Origin of the sequence: Chitinophaga sp. NPDC101104 (assembly GCF_050277495.1) — a bacterium.
In the GTDB taxonomy this organism is placed as follows: domain Bacteria; phylum Bacteroidota; class Bacteroidia; order Chitinophagales; family Chitinophagaceae; genus Chitinophaga.
The window spans coordinates 1,558,151-1,577,913 of the sequence record NZ_JBNNSF010000001.1 but is presented as its reverse complement, the minus strand read 5'-3'; the positions used below and the strand labels follow the sequence as shown (position 1 = coordinate 1,577,913).

The window sequence follows — 19,763 nt, the reverse complement described above, 5'->3', positions numbered from 1 at the left end:
GGTTTGAATGATTATTGACCCCAGAAAGTGATTTCCATCAGATGCCAGAAGTTGGCGCCAGACAGCGTTTCTTCGACCTGGATGCGGATGTACCTTACTTTGGGCGTATTGGCCGGGATATTGAACTCGAAGCCCTGCCGCGCCCGGGCAATGTCTTCCGCAGTATTGTCGTAAGGCGGCCGGCCGGAAGGCTTGGGCGGGGTTTCGTATTCGCCGATGAGCGTCCACCCGTCGAAGCTGCCGTTGGTGGCGGGTTTGCTGTCGGTACCCCACAGCTTCCAGCGTTTCGGGTTGCCGTGCGAGAAGGCCATCCAGTCGGTCACCCTGTGCATCATCTTGTAGCGGCTCAGGTTGTAGCTCGCGCCCATGTCGAACGTGATGTGTTTCGGCAAAGCGCCTACGGTAGTGGTATGGAAACCGTTCCCTTCCGCTTCTTCGGTTTTACCGTCCCACAGGTAAGGCAGGTACCAGGTATAATCAGACGGCTCATCGCCCGGCAATGCGTATTCCCGGAATTTGTTTTTATCGATCAACGATTCGAACAGCGGCGTAACGTCGCTGAACGTCGTATCGGAGCTGTTGCCCCAGCGGTCTACCACGTACACGCCGAATTTCCGGGGTTTGCTTTCATAGCCGCGGATGCTGAAACCCACTTCCGCGGTGGTGAGGTATTTGCTTTCGATGGGCTTGAATTCCCCGTTTTTATCTGCCGTGATCACGATGATGCCGATCTTTTCGCGGGTAGGGTTTTCGGCTGCAACATAAATGCCGCCGAAATCGGGGTTGATGTGCACGGTGGGCAGCACCAGCCGGTGAATGGGCGTTTCCGGGTGTACTTTCACCACTACCGGGTCGGATTCCACTTCCCCGCGGGAAACCGCCGTCAGCACCACTTCATACTCTTTCTTTTCCGCGAACCCGTTCACCTCGATCGAGTTGGAATAATAGGAAACCTGCGTCTGGCGGGTGTCTACATCGTTGGTCTTATACTTCGCCCTGATGTAGAGCAGGTTGGAGGATTTCGGCAACGTGTAGGTGATGGTGGCGGCGCCGTTCAGGTTTTTTACCTGGACATTGGTAACGGGGCCGGGCTTGGTACCGTCTTTTTCCGTGGGCTCGTTGTAGATATCATCTTTGAAACAGCCGCCCCACATGGGCGCCAGCCCCATAATGCCGAGCAGTGCGAATATTTTGGTTTGTTGAATTTTCATCTTGAAAGATTTTTATGGATGGAAGGCTGGTTTACCACAACGGCGTCTGCACCAGGTTCGGGTTCACGGTGAGATCGTTGTCGCTGATGGGCCAGAGGTATTCTTTGGTGCTGTATACCGGCATAAAGATGGTGCGGCGGCGGTAGTATCCTGCTGTGGATTCTTCATACACGCTCCACCCCTGCATGGGTTTGCTGAGATGGTCCTTCATCTCCTTCCAGCGCCGCAGATCCCATCCGGCCTGGCTTTCGAAAGCCAGCTCGATGCGCCGTTCCTGGTGGATGATCTGCCGCAGGCCGTCTTTGGTGTTGAACTTGCCGGGCTGGCTGGAATAGTTGCTCCAGGATTCCTGCACGGTTTTCAGTCCGGCCCTTTCCCGTACTTTATTGAGCCATACCAGCGCTTCCGCAGGGTTCCCCGCTTCGTTGAGGGCTTCGGCGTAGAGGAGGTACATGCCGGCCAGGCGAATGCGCGGAACGGCGAAAGCTACCGGGAAGCTTTGGCGCTGGAATTCGCTCTGGTAAGACACGAGCTTTTTGATCCAATACCCGCTGGCGTTCGTTTTGATCGGCATCGCAGCGCCGCTCACCTGCTTCATTTTGGCCTGGATGTATTGCTGGTTCTCATCGTCGAGGGTACCGTTGCCGAACCAGTTGCTGCCGTCGAAACCGAGGCTGGCATAAAACCGCATTTCGCGGTGCAGGTTGAGGCCGGCCGTCTGGTAACCGTTGTGGATGTAGTATTTATGCGCGTTGTCGCTGGCGCGGGGCGTGTTGCGATTGGCATAGTCCCAGGTTTTGTCTTCGTTGATGGGAACGCCGTTTTCCGTATAAAACAGCTCGGCGATGGCCAGCGGCGCGCAGAGGCTGCCGATGATGCCGTCGTTCGCCTGCGACTCCGGCGTCATTTTGGGAACGCAGTAATATTGGAAATCACCGTGAATAGGATTGGCGCCCCAGATCACTTCGTCGTTGAACAGGTGCGAAACCGCGCCCTGGAAGGCGAGCAGCTTCATGGTAGAATCGCTGATATTGGCCAGGTTGGCGGGTGGCACAAATTCATAGAGCTTCACGCCGGCCGCGTGCGCCGCTTCCACCGCATCTTTACAGGCGGCAGCTGCCCGCGTCCACTTTCCGGGGTCCATGTTTTCGGAGAACAGCGCCTGTCCTTCCTTCCCGCGGAACCCCGAATAATCCGGGTTGCCGTTGAACAGGGGGCTCGCCTGCCAAACCAACGCTTCCGCCTTCAGGCTCAATGCGGCCGACCGCGTGATGCGCCCGGACTCGCTCGCTACCGCCGTGATGTTCACCGGCAGGCCGGGCGCAGCTTCGTCCAGCAACTGCACGATATAATTGAAAACCGTATCCACATGCTCCCTTTTCACCCGCACTTCTTCCACGGTCGCGTTCAGCGGCAGGTTTTTCCGGATCAGGGGGACCGGCCCGTACTGCCGCACCAGCCAGTAATTGTAGTAGGCTTTGAGGAATTTCACCTCCGCAACCCACCGCGCTTTTTCGGTGGCCGTCAGGTCGATCGGCTTATCCACGTTATCAAGGAAAATATTGCAGCGGCGGATGGCCTGGAAGAGCTTGACGCCTCCGTTGTTGCCGTTGAACAGGTCGAATTCCACAGACATCACGTTCTTTCCCGACCGCAGCGCACGGAACCCGTAATCGCCCCCGCCGCCTTCCTGGAGAATGGGGTGGAGGATCTCGCCCCCCATGGTGAACGCGGGATCGTTCCAGGTGTAGAAAAGATTGCGCTGCATGGTGGCGTAGCAGGTGAAGAGGTAATTCTCCGCTTCGTTCCGGTTGCGGAACGCATAGTCGATGGTAGCCACGTTGTCCGGCATCACATCCAGGTATTTTTTGCACGAGGGGAAGCTGACCAGCAGCAAGGCCGCCGCTATCCACGTTTGTATGTTGCTTTTCATGATTTGCGTTTTAAATGGCTACAGGTTGACGTTTATGCCGAAGTTGAACACCTTCTGCAAGGGATAAGACAGGCCATTGCCGCCCATTTCCGGGTCCCACAGCTTGAAGCTGCTCCAGGTATGCAGGTTGAGCCCGTTGAAATACACCCGCAGGTTCTCGATGTGGTAACGTTTGGTAATGTGTTTCGGGATGGTGTACCCCACTTCCACGCTCTTCAGCCGCAGGAAAGCCCCGTTGCGCATGAACCAGGTGTTGGCGATGGTTTCTCCGCCCCTCGGGCTCGGCGCGGAATTGAAGTTTTGTGCGGCCGACAGGCGGGGCAACATGGCGTAAATGTTCTGGTTTTCCTCAGACCAGTAATTATCCGCATACGCTTTCAGGATCTGCGCATTGTTGACGAAAGGCATGGTGCTCTTGAGGTAGCCTCCCTGCTGGTCGTCGTCAGTAACATCAATGAAGAAGGACTCGCGGCCGAGGCCCTGGAAGAATGCGGACACGTCGAAGTTCTTGTAACCCAGCGAGAAGCCGGCGCCGTAGACCAGCTCGGGCGTGGTGGGCAGGCCGATGGGCACCATGTCGCGCTCGGTGATCTCTCCGTCGCCGTTTACGTCTTTGTATTTGATGTCGCCACCGCGGGGCACGAAGCCGTTAAAGTTCTGTTTGGGCGAATTGGCCACTTCGGCATCGTCCACGAACAATCTTTCCGCGATAAAACCGTAAGTCTGCCCGATGGAGTTGCCCACGCGGGAGCGCCAGGGCTCCTTGTACTGGGGCTCTTCAAACACCCTGTATTTGTTGGTGGCGTAGGTGAGGTTGGCGCGGACGGCCGCCCATAAACCGCTCTTGAAATTCTGTTTGTAATCGAGCGACAGGTCCATCCCGCGGGATTCCGCTTCGCCGATATTGGCGCTGATATCCGCTTCCAGACCGGATGTATTGGGGATAGAAGAGCGGCGCTGCAGGATGTTGGACCGGTATTGATGATATACTTCGCCGATGAAATTCAGCTTGCCGAAAAGGCTCAATTCAAGACCGATGTTCGTTTGCCGGGAGGTTTCCCAGGTTACGTCGCGGTTCTCGTAGTTCCTGATGGCCACGCCGCTGCGGCTGTAGCCGTTGTTTTTCCCGAATATGGCGCCGTAGTTGGCGTTCATGTTCACTTCAGACATATAGAAGAAACGCTGTCCGCTGATGGCGTCGTTACCCACCCAGCCATAGCTGGCGCGCACTTTGGCGCGGGTCACCACATCGCGCAGCGGCTCCCACATCCTTTCATTGGAAATTACCCACGAACCACCGATCGTCGGGAAAAACCCGAACCGGTTGTTCGACGAAAAACGCTCGCTGCCATTATACCCGAAGTTGAACTCCAGGAAATACCGGCTCAGGTAAGAATACGTGGCACGCCCCGCCAGGCCGAGGTTGCGGAACGGGAGCGAAGATTGCAGCGAAGAACCGTCGGTATTGAGCGTTTGCTGCCGCGTGCCGATGAGCGTACTGCTGATGGTATGGTCGCCGAAGCTCTGGTTATAGTCAAGCATGCCCTGGAGATACACGAAAGTGGAAATGCTGCGGCTTCCCGGCACATAATCGAGATATTCGGTAGCCTCGGTGGGCTTGTTGTTCAGCCACGCCAGCCGGTATTGGTCCGATTGCTTGTCGTAATCGGCCACCTGGTAGTAAAACGGCTTGTATTGGCGGGCCACGTCGAAAAACGAATACCTGTTGGTGGTCATCATCCCCCGGAAATTGAGCCCTTTGGTGATAAACGAAAGGTTCTGCGTCAACTCCACCTGCGCAGACATCCGCGACTGCGAGAAATTCTTGTACCCCCGCATCAGCTGGGCGTACGGGTTGATACCCAACGAGCCGTTTTCCCGGGCTTTGTTACCGAACAGGATGTGCTTTTCGAAGGCGGTAGAGGAATCAGGGGTAAAAAAAGCGGGGAAATCCACAGGGCTGGTATGCATCACCTGCGAATAAAGATCGGTGCTGAACGAGGCGTCTCCCGTTATCGGCCCGGTATATTCGTCGAAGTTGCCGGACAGGCGCACCACCATTTCCGTGGTTTTGGTGAGGTTGATGTTGACGTTAGACCGCAGCTGGTAGTTGTTCAGCCGCACGTTGTTATTGAAATTGTTGACAGGGCTCACTTTCAGGATGCCATTGTCGCGGCTGTAGGAGCCGGCCACATAATACCGGGCTACTTCTCCGCCGCCGGCCACGCTGAGGTTGGCGCGCTGGTTGTTCGTCCGTTTTTTGAAAAGCTCGCTCATCCAGTCTACCGCCGGGTACACGAATTTATTGTCTCCGTTCCGGGTGTGGTTGATCTTGTTCTGGTCGAAGCGCGGAATCCCCAGGGAGTCCCGCGTTTCGATGGCTTCGTTATATAACTCCATATACTGCACAGGGTCGGCGAATTGGAGGTTGCGGGTGGCCTGCGACATGGAGTTCTCGAACCGGAAATTGATTTTCGCCTTGCCGGCCTTTCCTTCTTTCGTGGTGACGAGGATCACGCCGTTGGCGCCGCGCGCGCCGTAGAGCGACGTGGCGCTGGCGTCTTTGAGGATGGAGAAGCTGGCGATATCGTCTACCTGGAGGCGGGCCAGGTCGGTAGCCGTGAGCTCCACGTTATCGATGAGGATGAGCGGGTCTTGCTTGTACCCGAAAGTGGTGACGCCGCGCACGAAGAAGGAGGCATTATCCTGCCCCGGCTGTCCGCTCCGCTGATAAGCGATCATCCCGGCCACTTGCCCGGCCAGTGCGGTGGTGAGGTTGCTGGCGGGGATTTTGAGGTCTTTGGGATTGACGGTCGTAACTGCCCCCACGATGGCTTCTTTTTGCTGCTTTTTACCGTAGGCGGTGATCACGACATCCGTTAGCTGGCTTACCTTTTCCTTCAGTACCACATGTACGGATTGCCGGCCCGCCAGCGGCACCAATACCGATTCATAGCCCATGAGCACGAACTGGAGCGTGGCGTTGGGGGAAACGTCGATGATGAAACGGCCGTCGGCGTTGGTGGAGGTGCCTTTGCCGGTTTGGCCCTGGACCATGATGGAAACCCCTGGCAGGGCGGTGCCTGCCGAATCCTTCACGCTGCCCGTTACCGTAACCGCGCCCTTCTCCTGCGCAACGGTCCGGCGGGGCGAAAGCAGCAGGAACGCCAGAAAGACGAGCGCTGTGAGGAATACCGGGATGAATCGGGAAAAATGTTTCTCTCCGGGCGGACAAATCGCTTGCCTGCCCGTTCGGAAACGAACGTGGATCACTTTCATAGCGGAGATTTTAATGCTTTAGTAACTGGTTTGGTTGACTTATTGCTGATCTTTACCCTAATGTATTGGCCAACAAATCTAAAAGAGTAATTCTATCGGGAAAATGGATGCAAGAAGGGTAATGATGGATTTTATGCCGGACGCGCCCCTCCAGACCACCCCTCCTGCAAATCCTGCATCGGACTTTGATAATAAAGGCTAACAATAACCCGGAGGCTTACACTATATTTATAGAAAGCACCGGCTGACGCAAACGCCGGGTTAAAAAATGGACTATCTTACGACCAGCCTCAACTATCCCGCGTATGAAGAAAAAAGATGGATTCGACGGCCAGCAGTCGATCATCATCCCCCGTAAAATCCTCCAGGACCAGTGTGCGCGCAATGAATTGACGGCAGGACTGTACATCACAGACATGGGATATTATCCCAAGGCCCGCTACCATCACCGGGTGCGGCCCGAAGGCGTAGATGAGCACATTCTCATTTATTGCGTAGACGGTAAGGGAAGCGCCCGCTTCAACCGGCAAACCTATTCCATTGCCGCGGGCGATTTTTTCGTGATCCCCCGGAACATGGCCCATGCTTACAAGGCCGACGAAGAGGACCCGTGGACGATCTACTGGGTGCATTTCGTGGGCAGCGCTTCCGGGGCGGTGGCCCGGACGCTGGAAGAAAAAACGGGCTCGCTGAAAAGCGCCGTGCCCTGGCGCGACCAGCGCATCGCCTTGTTCGGGGCTATTTACCGGCAGCTGGAAGGCGGCTATGATCTCGACAACATTCTTTACGCCAACCTTTGCTTCGGCCAGTTCATCGCCTCCCTCCTGTTCCCTGAGCGGTTTACCCCCGAAACCGAGGCCGGCAGCCGCGACCTGGTGGCTACCACTACCGAGCGGATGAAGCGGCAGCTCAACGGGCAGCTCACGCTGCAGCAGCTGGCCGAAGAAGCCAACCTGTCTGTCTCCCATTTCGTGTTTCAGTTCAAAAAGAAAACGGGATACACGCCCATCGAGTATTTCAACAACCTGAAGGTGCAGAAGGCCTGTGAACTGCTGTTGTACAGCGATCTGCGGATCAAGGAGGTGGCGGCGAGCGTGGGCATGAGCGATCCGTACTATTTTTCGCGGTTTTTTACCCGGCTGATGGGCATATCCCCCAACCATTACCGGCAGCAAAGAGGCGGGTAAGCCGGATATTTTGTGACAAACGGCAACAAGTCAACCGAATTCTTTCCCTACTTTTAGGACGTAAAATCAAACCAATCAAATGAAAAGATTACAGATCCTGCCTGCAGTGCTCCTCCTGCCGGCGCTCGTACATGCCCAAACCAAGTACGCCGTAAAAGGCAAGGTGGGCAGCCATAACGCCCCCACCCAGGCTTATCTTATTTATACCGTAGACGGCGAACAGAAGAAAGATTCCTCCACGCTGAAAAACGGTGAATTCTCCTTCAACGGCTCCGTTGCCGGCATCACCAAAGCTACCGTGGTAATGGATTACGGCCCGAACGCCCCCCGTTCTTCGCGCAACGGCGAATCGGTAAAAATTTACCTGGAGCCCGGCACCGTGAACATCAAGAGCGCGGACTCCCTGAAAAACGCTACCGTGAAAGGCGGCGTCCACACCACCGACCAGGTGGCCCTGGAAGCCCAGCTGAAGCCCGTGATGGACAAGAACAAAGCCCTCATGGCCAAATACTACGGCTCTACCGACGAGCAGAAGAAAGATTCCGTTTGGATGGCTGCCATCATGGCCGAAAGCAAACAGATCGGCGATGACGAAGATGCGATCATGAAGAAATTCGCGGAAACGCATACCAAAACCCTCCCCGGCCTCGAAGCCCTGAAACAGTTCGCCGGCTCCGCGCCCGACTACGGCACCATCCAGCCCATGTTCGCCAAACTGTCTCCCGCCGTGCAATCCAGCGCAGATGGCAAGGCTTACGCAGACATGCTCGAAAAAGTGAAAGCCGTTTCCATCGGTGCTACCGCTCCCGATTTCACGCAGAACGATACCGAAGGGAAACCCGTTTCCCTGGCGTCTTTCCGCGGTAAATACGTGCTGATCGACTTCTGGGCTTCCTGGTGCGGCCCCTGCCGTGCAGAAAACCCGCACGTCGTGAAAGCTTACAACGAATTCAAAGACAAAAACTTCACCATCCTCGGCGTTTCCCTCGACCAGCCCAATGCAAAAGACAAATGGCTGAAAGCGATCGCTGACGACGGCCTCACCTGGACGCAGGTTTCCGACCTGAAATTCTGGAAAAACGAAGCCGCCGCCCTTTACGCCGTGCGCGCCATCCCGCAGAACTTCCTGCTCGATCCGCAAGGCAAAATCATCGCCAAGAACCTCCGTGGCGATGCACTGGCCGCCAAACTCGCGGAAGTGATCAAATAAGCGTACCACAGTTGAATTATAAAGGGCTGACCGGATTTCTCCGGCAGCCCTTTTTCTTTGTATGGCAAACTAAAAAATTATTTCCCCAACCACTCCTTGAACCCCGCCACCCGGTCGCGGCTCACTTCCAGGTCCACCGCCGGCGAAGGCTCCAGATCGAGCTTCAGGCGGCCGCTGAACCAGGGATGCACCCGGCGGACGCTTTTCACATGCACCACGAGATGGCGGCTCACCCGGTAAAATTCCCGCACCGGCAGTTGCTGCTCGATCGTAGCGAGATTATCTTCCATCACATGCTTCTTCCCCGCGAAATCGATGGCGTAGACGAGCTTACCGTCGGCATAGAGGCAGGCCAGGTCGGCCGTGTTCACGTAATACAACTGTTGGCCGCTTTTCACGAGAAAGCGCTCCTTGTGGCCCGAAGGCTGCACATATTGCAGCAGCTGGTGGATCTTGTCTTCCCAGCCCCCGGCCTCTTGCTTCGGCTGGCAGAACTGCCGGAATTTGGCCAGCGCCTGGCGCAATTCGGCCTCGTCGAGCGGTTTGAGGAGATATTCGATCCCGTTGTTGCGGAATGCCTGGAGCATGTACTGGTCGTAGGCCGTGGTAAAGATCACGGGCGCGTCGAGGCTCGCCTGCTTGAAGATTTCGAGGCTGAGGCCGTCTGCCAGCTGCACGTCCATGAAAATCAGGTCGGGCGCGGGGAAATGGCGGAACCATTTGGCGGATTCCTCCACGCTGTCGAGCACCGCGAGCACTTCCACTTCTTCGCTGTGGCGCTTCAGCAAGGTTTTGAGCTTGTTGGCGGCCGGGGCCTCGTCTTCTATAATCACCACTTTGATCATGTTGCAGGGAATATGGGGAGTAAAACAATGTAATGATCGGCCGTTACGACGGATTCCACCTCCTGCTCGCGCAGCAGGCGCACCCGGGAATTGATGTTTTCCAGCCCTTTACCGGTAGACGGCACGGCGTGCATTTTGCGCTGGAGGTTGTTCGTCACCACGATCTTGTCCTGCATCACTTCTATCTTCACGTTCAGCGGCCGCGCAGCCGAAACCACGTTATGCTTCATGGCGTTTTCCACGACGATCTGCAGGGCGAACGGGATGATGCGCCGGTCGTGATATGCTTCAGGAACATCGATCGAAACGCGGAGATTGTCGCCGAAGCGGGTTTTGAGGAGATAGACGTACGCGTCCAGCAGGCCCAGCTCTTCCTTTACCGTTACCAGCGTCGTATCCTGCACTTCGAGCATATGCCGGTAGAGCTTGGATAGTTGCTGAATAAAATGTTCCGCCTTGTCGGGATCGCTGTGCACGACCGAGCTGAGGGTATTGAGGTTGTTGAAAAGGAAATGCGGGTCTACCTGTGTTTTCAGCGCGCGGATCTGCGCATGGAGGCTTTCGTTGCGCAGATCTTCCTGGCCCTGGATCGACAGGCGCAACTGCGCCTGGTACCATATCACTTCGTAAATACCGGCGATGATGAGGGTGTTGACCATCCCCACCACGTTCAGATCCGGATAGGGAAGCTGGATATCGGACCACAAAGGCGGCGTAAAACCGTTAAAATTCGATATTGCGAAAACGAACGCGAACATCAGCAAAGCCGTAATGGCGATCCGCTTCGGCGCCTGGGATAGCTGCGGGAACTTCCGCCGCATTTTTATGATGATCCAGCGGTTGCCGAACCAGAACACTGCCGTGATGGCCACAGAAAAGGCGAAGGCCAGCCAGTTGTACCGCGGCTCCCGGTGGAACCTCACGCCGAAATACATGATGGGCGTGAGAAACCCCAGCAGCGGGATCCCCAGCAGCAAAAACCATTTATCGTTGAATCCGAGCGCCGTTTCGTTATTGCGCATAAGCCTCGTCTGTTTGCTTTAAAAGGTAAACTGGTAGTTAACGTTCGGAAAAAGCCCGATCTGGTTCACCTGCTTCACCACACCGGTCTCCGTGTCGATCGTGCGGGTATAAATATTCTTCCTGTTGGTCAGGTTCTGTAAATCTATAAAGAATTTCTGAGTGGTACGGCCGAGCTCCCAGGTGAAGGAAAATTTCAGGTCCCAACGGAAATACATATCATTCCGCAGCGAATACGCTTTGTCTTCCTGGTACACCACATACCCCTTTTCCACGGTGGCTGTTTCGTTGAAAGGCGTGTACCACTGCCCCCCGGCCACGCTCACCTTACTGTCTGCCCCCACGCTGAAACCCGGTTTCACCGTCCATTCGCGGCCGATGAGGAAGTTGGTGACGTATTGCGCGTTGAAGGCCGTGTTGCGCCAGGTTTTGTCGCTGCCCTGGTATTTGGAGTCGAAAAGGCTTTGGGTGAAGAGGAAGTAGAACCCCTTGTGCAGGAATTTCTCCAACGTCAGCTCCAGACCATAATTTCGGCCGGTTCCGTTGTTGAAGAGGTTCGGCTTGTCGGGGAACCCGAAGTCGGCGCCGTAATTCAGCAGGCTGAACGACGAAGGCGCCCGTTCCACCGGCGCATCGTAAATATGCTGGTAATACGTTTCCGCCTTGAAGCGCAGGCGCTCGCCCAGCAGCAGGTCGTACCCCAGCACGGCGTGCATGGCGCGCGTAGGCGCGAGATCTTTATTGGTGAGGCTTCCGCCGGTTTCGTTAAAATACACTTCCAGCTGCTGCAACTGGCTGTGGAGGCCAATGCCCAGGTTGAGCGACTGCCTCTTCGACAGGTCGTATTTCATGTTGAGGCGCGGTTCGGCCACGAATCCATCGTTGAGCCCGAAATATTGTCCGTAGACGCCGGCGTTGAACGTAAAATCGTTACCGGCGCGGTGTTGCCAGTTCATCCAGCCTTTTCCCAGCCAGGCGCCGTTGCTGGCGTTCACCATGTCGCTGAGGTCGTCGTCACCGTCTTTGATGCGGCGGTTGCGCATATCGAGCTGCATTTTTTCGCCGGAAGCGCCGATGCTGAGCTGGTTCCGTGCATTGAACTTATGATCGAGGCGATAGCCGAAACTGGTGCGGATCAGGCTGTAATCGAGGTCCATCCTGCGTTTTCCGCGTATCTCATCTTTATTTTCGAAATTATCCATTTTACTTTCCGCGGCCGAAATGGCGACGAATGCGCGGCCATACGTTTTGGGCGAAAAGTTGAAACTGTGCGTGAGGCCTGCCACGCCGGTGTTGGAGGTCGTCAGCACTTCGTATTTACCCGTATTGTACAGATCGGTGGAATCTTCTCCGGGGATGAAGTGGATGTTGGACAGCCCGCCCATGGCGAAGACGCCGAAAGTGCCGGCACGTTTGGTGGGGAGGTTGATCTTCATGGTGAGGTCCTGGTACTTGGGAATGCTGGCGCCGGTGCCCACGCTCAATCCCAGCGCGTGCACCGCGGCGATGAGGGAGTAGCGGTAATCCACGAGGAACGAGGCGCCGCCGGGTTTCCCGATCGGCCCTTCCGCCGCGGCTTCGAAGCCGTTGAAGCCTACCTGCGCCAGCATCTCGTACCGGTCTTTGTTCCCGTTGCGCAGGCGCAGATCGAAGGCCCCGGCCAAAGCGTTGCCGTAATCCGCCGGGAAAGCGCCCGTCAAAAAGGAGGACGTCCGCAGGGTGTTGGTATTCAGTATCGTTACCGGGCCGCCAGTAGCGCCGAAAGTGCTGAAGTGGTTGGGATTGGGAATATCCACGCCTTCCGCCCGCCACAATACGCCGGCGGGCGAGTTGCCGCGGATGATGATATCGTTCCGGCCGTCGTTGGCGCCAGACACGCCCGCGAAGTTCTGCGCCATGCGTGCCGGATCGTTCCGCGTGCCGGCATACCGCATCCCTTCCTCGATATGGAGCTGCCGCGCACTGGCCAGCGCCAGGGGGCTCACCGGCCCTTCGCCGCGCTTCACGGTCACTTCGGCGCCTTTGAGGGTGATGACGGTTTCGGTGAGGGGGATTTCGAGGACGGTTTCCTTGCCGGCGTTCACTTCCACCATTTGCAACATCACGGGCTCGTATCCCATCATATTCACCTGGATGTTGTGGCGGCCCACGGGTACGTCGGCCAGGCGGAACTCGCCTTTTTCGTTGGTAGCCGCGCCTTTGCCCAGTGCCGGGATGGAAACGGCGGCGCCGGGAAGCGGGAAATGGGTGGCTTTGTCGGTAATGACGCCTTTCACAGTTTGTTTGGGAAGCGTTTGGGCCATGAGGTTCTTGGCGGCAAGCACGCTCAGGCAAAATGCGAAGATCATTTTCATCGGGGGTTCTTTTCAGGCAAATGTGCACCCTTTACGCCCCGGTGAAAAGCCGTGATTCGTGAATCGTATGATTTGAGGAATGAATGGTATTAACGGAGATACTGCCGGACGCGGGCGTCTTCCCCGTACACGTCTTCATAAAACCGCAGGCGCCCCTCGCGGTACTCGGAAGAGAAGTAGCGGATATAAATGGGCAACCGCTTCGGGAAGGCGTATGTCCGCTGTTCTTCGCGGCTGAGCCACGCCCGCACGCTGTCTGCCATCTCCGGCCGGGGATCGCTGCTCACGAGATACATGGCCAGGCTGTCCCAGGCCTGTACCCGTACGCAGCCATGGCTGAGGGCGCGGTTGGAATTGGCGAAAAGCTTGCGGTTATTGGTATCGTGCAGGTACACGCTGAAACGGTTGGCGAAATTGAACTTCATGATGCCCAGCGAATTGTCCAATCCATCCATCTGCCGCAACACATACGGGAAGTAATTCTTGTTGAGTTTCTGCCAGTCGATGGAATCGGGGGGAATGATATTGCCGTGATGGTCTACCACCTCGAGGTTCTTTTCGACGAGGTAATGCCTGTTCTTTTTGATCTGCGGCAGCATTTCCTTGAACACGATGCTGTACGGCACGCGCCAGTATGGATACAACACGAAATTGGTCATGACGGAACTGAGCTGCGGCGTGCGCGTGCGGGGCGTTCCCACGATCACGCGGGACTCCAGTACGGTGCCGGCCGAATCGTCCCACACCTGCAAGCGGAATGCGGGAATGTTCACCATGAGGTAGCGCGCCGGTAAAGTATCGGGCATTTTGCGCCAGCGGTCGAGGTTGATGCCGGCCTGTTCGATCCAGTCTCCCGGCTGACGGTTCAGGTACTGGATGGTCCGCTTGCCGGCCACACCGTCCGGGTATAAATTGATTTCCTGTTGGAACTGTTTGACCGCTTTCTTCAGCGCCACGGTATCGCCGATATTATTCTCAAGCGTATCGAAATGCCCCGTTTCCGCGAGCCTCACCGCCAACTGGTGCCGGAAAGCGGCGGTATCCGTGTATTCGGAAGGCAGCGTATCCCACACTGCATCCTTATACCGGGATTCATATTCCGCCAGCCCGATCTTGAGCAGCCGGTACGCTTCGTGCGCCGGTTCGCGGGATTGTAAAGTTTCACTGATACGATTGCCGGTAATGGCTTCCCGGAGGAGCGTATTGAGGGCATCGTCCGTCAGCAGCGAATCCTTTCTCAACGCAATGCTGTCCCGGGGAATGACGCCGTATTGCAAATGGCTCGCCAGTTTGAAGAACGCATCCGTGAGAAGGACGTCGGTTTGCGCCCAGAGCGCCGCGTCGCGGAGGGATTCCTTGTCCGTATTCCTCCGTTCCAGCGCCTGCTGCAAGGCGGCGGCGTGGTAATGCGCGGGGTTCAATCCGTATAACCGGGCGTCCCTGATCCAGCGGAAAAGACTGTCGGCCTGGGGGATCGCCTTCCCGTTGCTCGACCATATCGCCTTCCCGCCCTGCCCGTCGTACGCGGCATGCAGCGCGGCGGGACTGAGCGCCATCACGCTGTCTTCCATCAACCCGTCGTTCCCGTCTACATATTGAAGTCTTTCCACGATCTGCTGCGGCACTACCTCGTCGAGTTGCTGAACGTTTTTTACGACTTCCTGTTGACGGGGTTTTCCCTTCTTCTGCCCGCAGGCGGCGCCCATAGCCATGATGCAGAGCATCGCCGGTATGATCTTGCAGTATCTCATTCTTTGGATCCGATTGAATTTGGTGTCGAATGTAGTGATTATTGCAAAGACCGTGCTGCAATGAACGTGTGATTCCGCCATAATGCGTAAAAACCTGCGGGGAATACGTATTTCCCGCAGGTTTTCATAATTGATGTAATTACTTAATCCTTAATATTTACCTATGCATGGCGGGGCTGATCCGCAGGTATATTTGTCCACTGAGCGGATTCTTTCCGTACAGCCCGTCGAGCGCCGAATTGGTGAAATGTGCCGTCCCTTGTGCGCCGAGCGCCACGTTCGTTTTCCAGAAAGTGCCGAGCGTGCGGGCGTATCCTAACGTGAAGGCATGTACGCCGAATTTATCTTCCCCGAACTGTTCTTCGAGCTGCAGTTCGTGGGTGGATTTCTCCACGAATTCGTACCGCCCGTAAACCGCGTTCTTTTGCAGCTGGAGGTTGCTTTCAGCGAGGAAGGAATGCTCCTTATGCCCGTCGGACTTCGAATTCAATCCCCATACGGCGGTGGACGCCACGAAGCTGCCGGGTTTGCGGAGGGGAACGGTATGAATGGCAGACGCGGTAGTGCGGGTCACGTTTTCTTCTGGCTCGCCGGCTTCCGGACTGTGGACGAACGCCTGGGAGAATTGCAGGGCCCACTGGCGCGAGGGGTTGTAGCTCACGCGGTAAGCGTAGCTGTCGAACAGCGGTTTATCGAAATTGTAGCGGTCCTCGTCCGGTTCGCGGCCCGTGAAGCTGGAGAATTCCGCTTTCACCTGTTTGTACCGGAAGCCCAGGGTCCCAACGCCGAAGGTGATGTGCGTGGCATCCTGCCAGTGGTGGCCCAGCGGCGCGTCGGGGTTGTTCATGGCCGACACGCGGTGCATGAAGGCCGGTGCGCTGATGGCCGGCTCGCCGGGGTAGCCCAGGTAGGCGTAAACGTCCATGTCTTTATTGATGGCGTGCGTGTAGCCCACGCTCACAGCGGCGAAGAGATCGTGCGGGTGCTGGCGGTCTACCAGCGGCTTGCCGTTCCAGGTTTCGCCGGATTGATAGAGCAGCGGGTAACCTTCCCCACCCATGACGAGCTTATCGAAGCTGACCATCACCGTGGCGTTGAAGAGCCCTTTTTTACCTACGCGATGGTTCATCATGCCCATGAACCAGTTGGGCGCGTCGAATTTGGCGGCGCCGCGGCTCCCTTGGGCGGTGAAGTCGGTGGAAGTATAACGGATGAACACGTTGCCGTGGAACATGAAGTTGGTGCGGTCGTTGCCGGTCATGTACATGTACATCGGGCTGTTATCGGGCAGCCAGCTCGTTCCCGAGCCGTTGCGGCTCATGGGAAGGTTGAGGCTGTAGGCGTGCGTCATATTGCCCATATCGTGGCCGGAGTGGTCCATTTGCATGGTATCCTTCTGCTTCGGCATATGGTGGCCGGCATGCGGGTCTTTCGCGGGAACGGTATCCTTTTTCGGCAGCTGATGATGCTCGTGCTGCGCGAAGGCGGATATGGTGGCGATCGTCAAAAAGGCCAGTAGTGTGATTCGTTTCATGCTCAGATTTTTACTTGCAACAATTTTTCTTCACAAAGAGTGAACCGATAAATCGGAATATGCTTTTCATCAATTTCATAAATGGCGCATTTTGAATGATAAAGCAAAGGTACCCCAACCCCGCGGCCCCGTCGTTACACAATTATGTCCTTCTATTACAACATTCCCGGCCGGCCACCTGATCAAAGTCAGCCGCCCGCCTGAGGCGCCTCATCCCCAGCCATGACGCCCCTTCGTAGCTTTCTGTTAACAAATCAGGACCTATGAACGATTCCACCTGGATAGAACTCACGCACCCCGTAGCGCTGTTGATGCTCCTGACGGCCATTGGCCTGCTGTTAGTCATCGCCCTCCTCGGCTCAACGGTCATTTCCGCGATGGACGTTTACCGCGAAAAACACATCAAAAAACAACTGGACAAATGTTTTGTTGGCGCGGCCATCGTTCCGGCGTTGCCCAACGATATGTTCGCCACCCTGGCGGCCGTGCTCATCCTGGAAGTAGCGGTGATCCTGGCGCTGTTGTGGCTCCTCCGCTTCCTGACGGGCATCCGCATTGGCAACAAGGCCTGGGCCAGCACCTTCATTCTCGCCGGCGTAATGGGCTATGTATGGATTTTTGCGCTGAACAGCCCTTCGGGCGCGCTCCCCGCCGGGAAAGGCGCCGTTACTGCAGCGCCCAAAGCCGCGGAAGCGCCCATCGACCCCGCCCATGTGCCGCTGCTCACGGATGCGGCCGACATCCAGGCCGGGAAACAGCTTTTCAGCCGCAAATGCACCGCCTGCCACGGCGGGAACGCCAAAGGAGCGATCGGGCCCAACCTGACAGACGGCCAATGGCTCCACGGCGGCAGCACCAACGAGGTTTTCAAGACCATCAAGTTCGGCGTGCCGGTCAAAGGCATGCAGGCCTGGGAGCAACAGCTGAGCGACCGGGAGATCGCACAACTGACCGGGTTCATACTTTCCCTCCAGGGAAGCTGATGACGATCATCGGCCGGCGTGATGCCACTCATCGCCCATGCGCGTAATGGCGGATACTTTTGGGCCATGATCAAACAAGCCCGGGAAGTCAGCCACCAGTGCGCGCATTGCGGTGAACCTTGCCCACCCGAAGACCAGTTCTGCTGCCAGGGTTGCCAGGCGGTGTACGAATTGCTGAACGACAACGGCCTTTGCCGGTATTACGAGATCAACGAAAAACCGGGCGTAGCGCAGCGCCAGGCCGTCCGCAAAGACAAATTCGATTTCCTGGACGACGAGCGCACCCAGCAGCAGCTGCTCCAGTATCGCGACGAAAAGCAGGCCCACGTCACCTTCCACATTCCGCACATCCATTGCAGCTCATGCCTCTGGCTCCTGGAAAACCTCCACCGTCTCGACCCCGGCGTGCAGCGCACCGAAGTCAATTTCGCGGAAAAGGAAGCCCGCATCATCTACGATCCTTCCCAAACAACTTTGCGAAAAATCGCCGAAACGCTCACCAGCATCGGCTATGAACCGTATATTTCCCTGCAAGACCTCCGCGCCCGCAAACCCGCGCCCAACCGCAAGCTTATCTATCAGCTGGGCGTAGCCGGATTTTGCTTTTCCAACATCATGCTACTGTCGTTCCCCGAATACTTTTCGGGCGAAGGACATATGGAAGGCCAGATGACCGTGGTTTTCAGGTATCTCAACCTCCTCCTCTCCCTTCCCGTCTTCTTCTACTCCGCCCAGGCTTTCTATATGCCCGCCTGGAAAGGCCTGAAGCATGGTTTCCTCAATATCGACCTACCCATCGTGCTGGCTATCGTCACCACCTTCACCCGTAGCGTGGTGGACGTGCTCTCCGGCACCGGTGGCGGGTATTTCGATTCCATGACCGGTATCGTCATGTTCATGCTCATCGGCCGGTTGCTGCAGGATAAAACGTACCGGGGGCTTTCGTTCGACCGGGATTATACCGCCTATTTCCCTATTGCCGTTACCGTGATGAAAAACGGGGAAGAAGCGCCCACGCAGTTGCCCGACGTCAAGACCGGCGATACCCTCCTCATCCACCACCAGGAGCTGATACCTGCGGATGGATTACTGGTAAAGGGTTCCGCGCTGATCGACTATAGTTTCGTGACGGGGGAATCGGTGCCGGTGCGCAAGCAGATGGGTGAAATCATTTATGCCGGCGGGCGCCAGCTGGACGGGAACATGGAGATCCTCACCATCCGCGAGGTGGCGCAAAGTTACCTCACCAGCCTCTGGAACCGCGAGGAATTGCGGAAGGACAATCCCGGTAAACCTTCGTTCATACACCTGCTCGGACAATATTTCACCTGGGTAGTGCTGGTCATCGCCGCCGTTACCGCCATTTACTGGGGGATTTACGACAGTACGAAGATCTGGCCCGCCGTGACGGCGATCCTCATCATCGCCTGTCCCTGCGCGCTGCTGCTGGCCGCCTCTTTCACCAATGGCCATATGCTGCGCATCCTCAGCCGGCATCAACTTTACCTCCGCAACGCCCAGGCCATCGAACGGATGGCGGGGCTCACACATATTGTGTTCGACAAAACGGGTACGCTGACGGGCAAATCGAGCACCAACGTAACGTGGCACGGGCGAAAACTGACGCATGCGGAAGTAAGCGCAGTAGCGGCCTTAACGGCGCATTCCCAACACCCGGCCAGCCGCCAGGTGCGCGAGTTCGTGGGTAAGCCCGTCGTACACACCATCGACCGGTTCAGCGAGCAGACGGGGCAGGGCCTGCAGGGATGGGTGCACCAGATGCACGTCCAGCTCGGCAGCGCGGCCTACACCGGCGCGCGCGATGCCGATACGCCCGGTGCCAGCGTGGTCCACGTCAATATCAACGGCGACCATGCGGGGTATTATCTGCTGAAACATGCATACAGACAGGGTATTCCCGAAATGCTGGACGAATTGCAACACCATTTCGGGCTTACGCTCCTTTCGGGCGATCAGCCGGGGGAAGCGGAAAACCTCCGCAGGATGATGGGCCCCAACGCCACGCTGCTTTTCCGGCAGCAGGCGCACGACAAGCTCGACCGCATCGTGCAGCTGCAGGAAAAAGGGGAAAAAGTGTTGATGATCGGAGACGGGCTGAACGATGCCGGCGCCCTGCGGCAGAGCGATTGCGGGATCAGTCTCACCGAAGACTCCAACAACTTCACCCCTGCCAGCGACGGCATCCTGGAAGCATCGCAGCTCCACCGCCTGCCGGCTTTCATCCGGATGAGCAAAATCAACAAACGCATCATTCTCATCGCATTCGTATACTCGATCGTATACAATCTGACCGGTCTTTTCTTCGCCGTGCAGGGGATCCTGAGCCCGTTGACAGCGGCCATCCTCATGCCTTCCAGCTCCATCAGCATCATATTGCTGACCTGGGGGATGAGCGAATATGCCGGCAGGAAGCTGTTGCGTTGATGAGCATCATC

The 19,763-nt window shown here is 56.7% G+C and carries 12 protein-coding genes; 4 read left to right on the top strand and 8 right to left on the bottom strand.

Features of this window, described 5'->3' with window-relative positions; translation table 11 throughout:
• Window positions 1–11 precede the first annotated feature (11 nt).
• From ACQKLP_RS06470 to ACQKLP_RS06460, 3 genes are read right to left on the bottom strand one after another with little or no spacing between them, the layout of a single operon-like run.
• Window positions 12–1,211: a DUF5000 domain-containing lipoprotein gene (locus ACQKLP_RS06470; protein ID WP_427321180.1), complete on the bottom strand. Its 1,200-nt coding sequence runs from the start codon at window positions 1,209–1,211 to the stop codon at window positions 12–14.
• A 31-nt stretch (window positions 1,212–1,242) separates the two neighbouring features.
• Window positions 1,243–3,144 carry a RagB/SusD family nutrient uptake outer membrane protein gene (locus tag ACQKLP_RS06465; protein WP_427321178.1) on the bottom strand — a complete coding sequence of 634 codons (1,902 nt, stop codon included), beginning with the start codon at window positions 3,142–3,144 and terminating at the stop codon, window positions 1,243–1,245.
• Window positions 3,145–3,162: 18 nt separating this feature from the next.
• Window positions 3,163–6,423: a SusC/RagA family TonB-linked outer membrane protein gene (locus ACQKLP_RS06460; RefSeq protein WP_427321176.1), complete on the bottom strand. Its 3,261-nt coding sequence runs from the start codon at window positions 6,421–6,423 to the stop codon at window positions 3,163–3,165.
• Window positions 6,424–6,728: 305 nt separating this feature from the next.
• Between ACQKLP_RS06460 and ACQKLP_RS06455 the strand changes: the two genes are divergently transcribed.
• On the top strand, window positions 6,729–7,610 hold the full coding sequence (locus ACQKLP_RS06455) for an AraC family transcriptional regulator (RefSeq protein ID WP_427321174.1): 882 nt from the start codon (window positions 6,729–6,731) through the stop codon (window positions 7,608–7,610).
• 79 nt (window positions 7,611–7,689) lie between these two features.
• On the top strand, window positions 7,690–8,820 hold the full coding sequence (locus tag ACQKLP_RS06450) for a redoxin domain-containing protein (RefSeq protein WP_427321172.1): 1,131 nt from the start codon (window positions 7,690–7,692) through the stop codon (window positions 8,818–8,820).
• Window positions 8,821–8,897: 77 nt separating this feature from the next.
• Here ACQKLP_RS06450 and ACQKLP_RS06445 read toward each other — a convergent pair whose 3' ends face one another.
• The 5 genes from ACQKLP_RS06445 to ACQKLP_RS06425 form a co-directional block, all read right to left on the bottom strand.
• Entirely contained in the window at window positions 8,898–9,665 is a 768-nt protein-coding gene (locus tag ACQKLP_RS06445) for a LytR/AlgR family response regulator transcription factor (RefSeq protein ID WP_427321170.1), read from the bottom strand.
• Entirely contained in the window at window positions 9,662–10,687 is a 1,026-nt protein-coding gene (locus tag ACQKLP_RS06440) for a sensor histidine kinase (protein WP_427321168.1), read from the bottom strand. The genes ACQKLP_RS06445 and ACQKLP_RS06440 overlap by 4 nt, the downstream gene beginning before the upstream one ends.
• Window positions 10,688–10,705: 18 nt before the next feature.
• Entirely contained in the window at window positions 10,706–13,039 is a 2,334-nt protein-coding gene (locus ACQKLP_RS06435) for a carboxypeptidase-like regulatory domain-containing protein (protein ID WP_427321166.1), read from the bottom strand.
• 89 nt (window positions 13,040–13,128) lie between these two features.
• Window positions 13,129–14,790 (bottom strand): L,D-transpeptidase family protein, encoded by a 1,662-nt coding sequence (locus ACQKLP_RS06430; RefSeq protein ID WP_427321164.1) that lies wholly within the window; start codon window positions 14,788–14,790, stop codon window positions 13,129–13,131.
• 157 nt (window positions 14,791–14,947) lie between these two features.
• A complete protein-coding gene (locus ACQKLP_RS06425) occupies window positions 14,948–16,324 on the bottom strand; it encodes a hypothetical protein (protein WP_427321162.1) in 1,377 nt (458 codons plus the stop codon).
• Between the two features lie 263 nt (window positions 16,325–16,587).
• On the opposite strand from ACQKLP_RS06425, the gene ACQKLP_RS06420 reads away from it, so the two are divergent.
• Both ACQKLP_RS06420 and ACQKLP_RS06415 read left to right on the top strand, forming a co-directional pair.
• The gene (locus ACQKLP_RS06420) at window positions 16,588–17,307 is read left to right on the top strand and encodes a c-type cytochrome (protein WP_427321160.1); all 720 of its coding nucleotides are present in this window, start codon (window positions 16,588–16,590) and stop codon (window positions 17,305–17,307) included.
• Between the two features lie 66 nt (window positions 17,308–17,373).
• Window positions 17,374–19,752 carry a heavy metal translocating P-type ATPase gene (locus ACQKLP_RS06415; RefSeq protein ID WP_427321158.1) on the top strand — a complete coding sequence of 793 codons (2,379 nt, stop codon included), beginning with the start codon at window positions 17,374–17,376 and terminating at the stop codon, window positions 19,750–19,752.
• Window positions 19,753–19,763 lie beyond the last annotated feature (11 nt).

Bases quoted from the DNA above. Each gene is read 5' to 3' on its own strand.
- ACQKLP_RS06455 (WP_427321174.1), top strand. From the start codon at position 6,729: ATGAAGAAAAAAGATGGATTCGACGGCCAGCAGTCGATCATCATCCCC.
- ACQKLP_RS06460 (WP_427321176.1), bottom strand. From the start codon at position 6,423: ATGAAAGTGATCCACGTTCGTTTCCGAACGGGCAGGCAAGCGATTTGT.
- ACQKLP_RS06465 (WP_427321178.1), bottom strand. From the start codon at position 3,144: ATGAAAAGCAACATACAAACGTGGATAGCGGCGGCCTTGCTGCTGGTC.
- ACQKLP_RS06425 (WP_427321162.1), bottom strand. From the start codon at position 16,324: ATGAAACGAATCACACTACTGGCCTTTTTGACGATCGCCACCATATCC.
- ACQKLP_RS06445 (WP_427321170.1), bottom strand. From the start codon at position 9,665: ATGATCAAAGTGGTGATTATAGAAGACGAGGCCCCGGCCGCCAACAAG.
- ACQKLP_RS06420 (WP_427321160.1), top strand. From the start codon at position 16,588: ATGAACGATTCCACCTGGATAGAACTCACGCACCCCGTAGCGCTGTTG.
- ACQKLP_RS06450 (WP_427321172.1), top strand. From the start codon at position 7,690: ATGAAAAGATTACAGATCCTGCCTGCAGTGCTCCTCCTGCCGGCGCTC.
- ACQKLP_RS06440 (WP_427321168.1), bottom strand. From the start codon at position 10,687: ATGCGCAATAACGAAACGGCGCTCGGATTCAACGATAAATGGTTTTTG.
- ACQKLP_RS06430 (WP_427321164.1), bottom strand. From the start codon at position 14,790: ATGAGATACTGCAAGATCATACCGGCGATGCTCTGCATCATGGCTATG.
- ACQKLP_RS06435 (WP_427321166.1), bottom strand. From the start codon at position 13,039: ATGAAAATGATCTTCGCATTTTGCCTGAGCGTGCTTGCCGCCAAGAAC.
- ACQKLP_RS06415 (WP_427321158.1), top strand. From the start codon at position 17,374: ATGATCAAACAAGCCCGGGAAGTCAGCCACCAGTGCGCGCATTGCGGT.
- ACQKLP_RS06470 (WP_427321180.1), bottom strand. From the start codon at position 1,211: ATGAAAATTCAACAAACCAAAATATTCGCACTGCTCGGCATTATGGGG.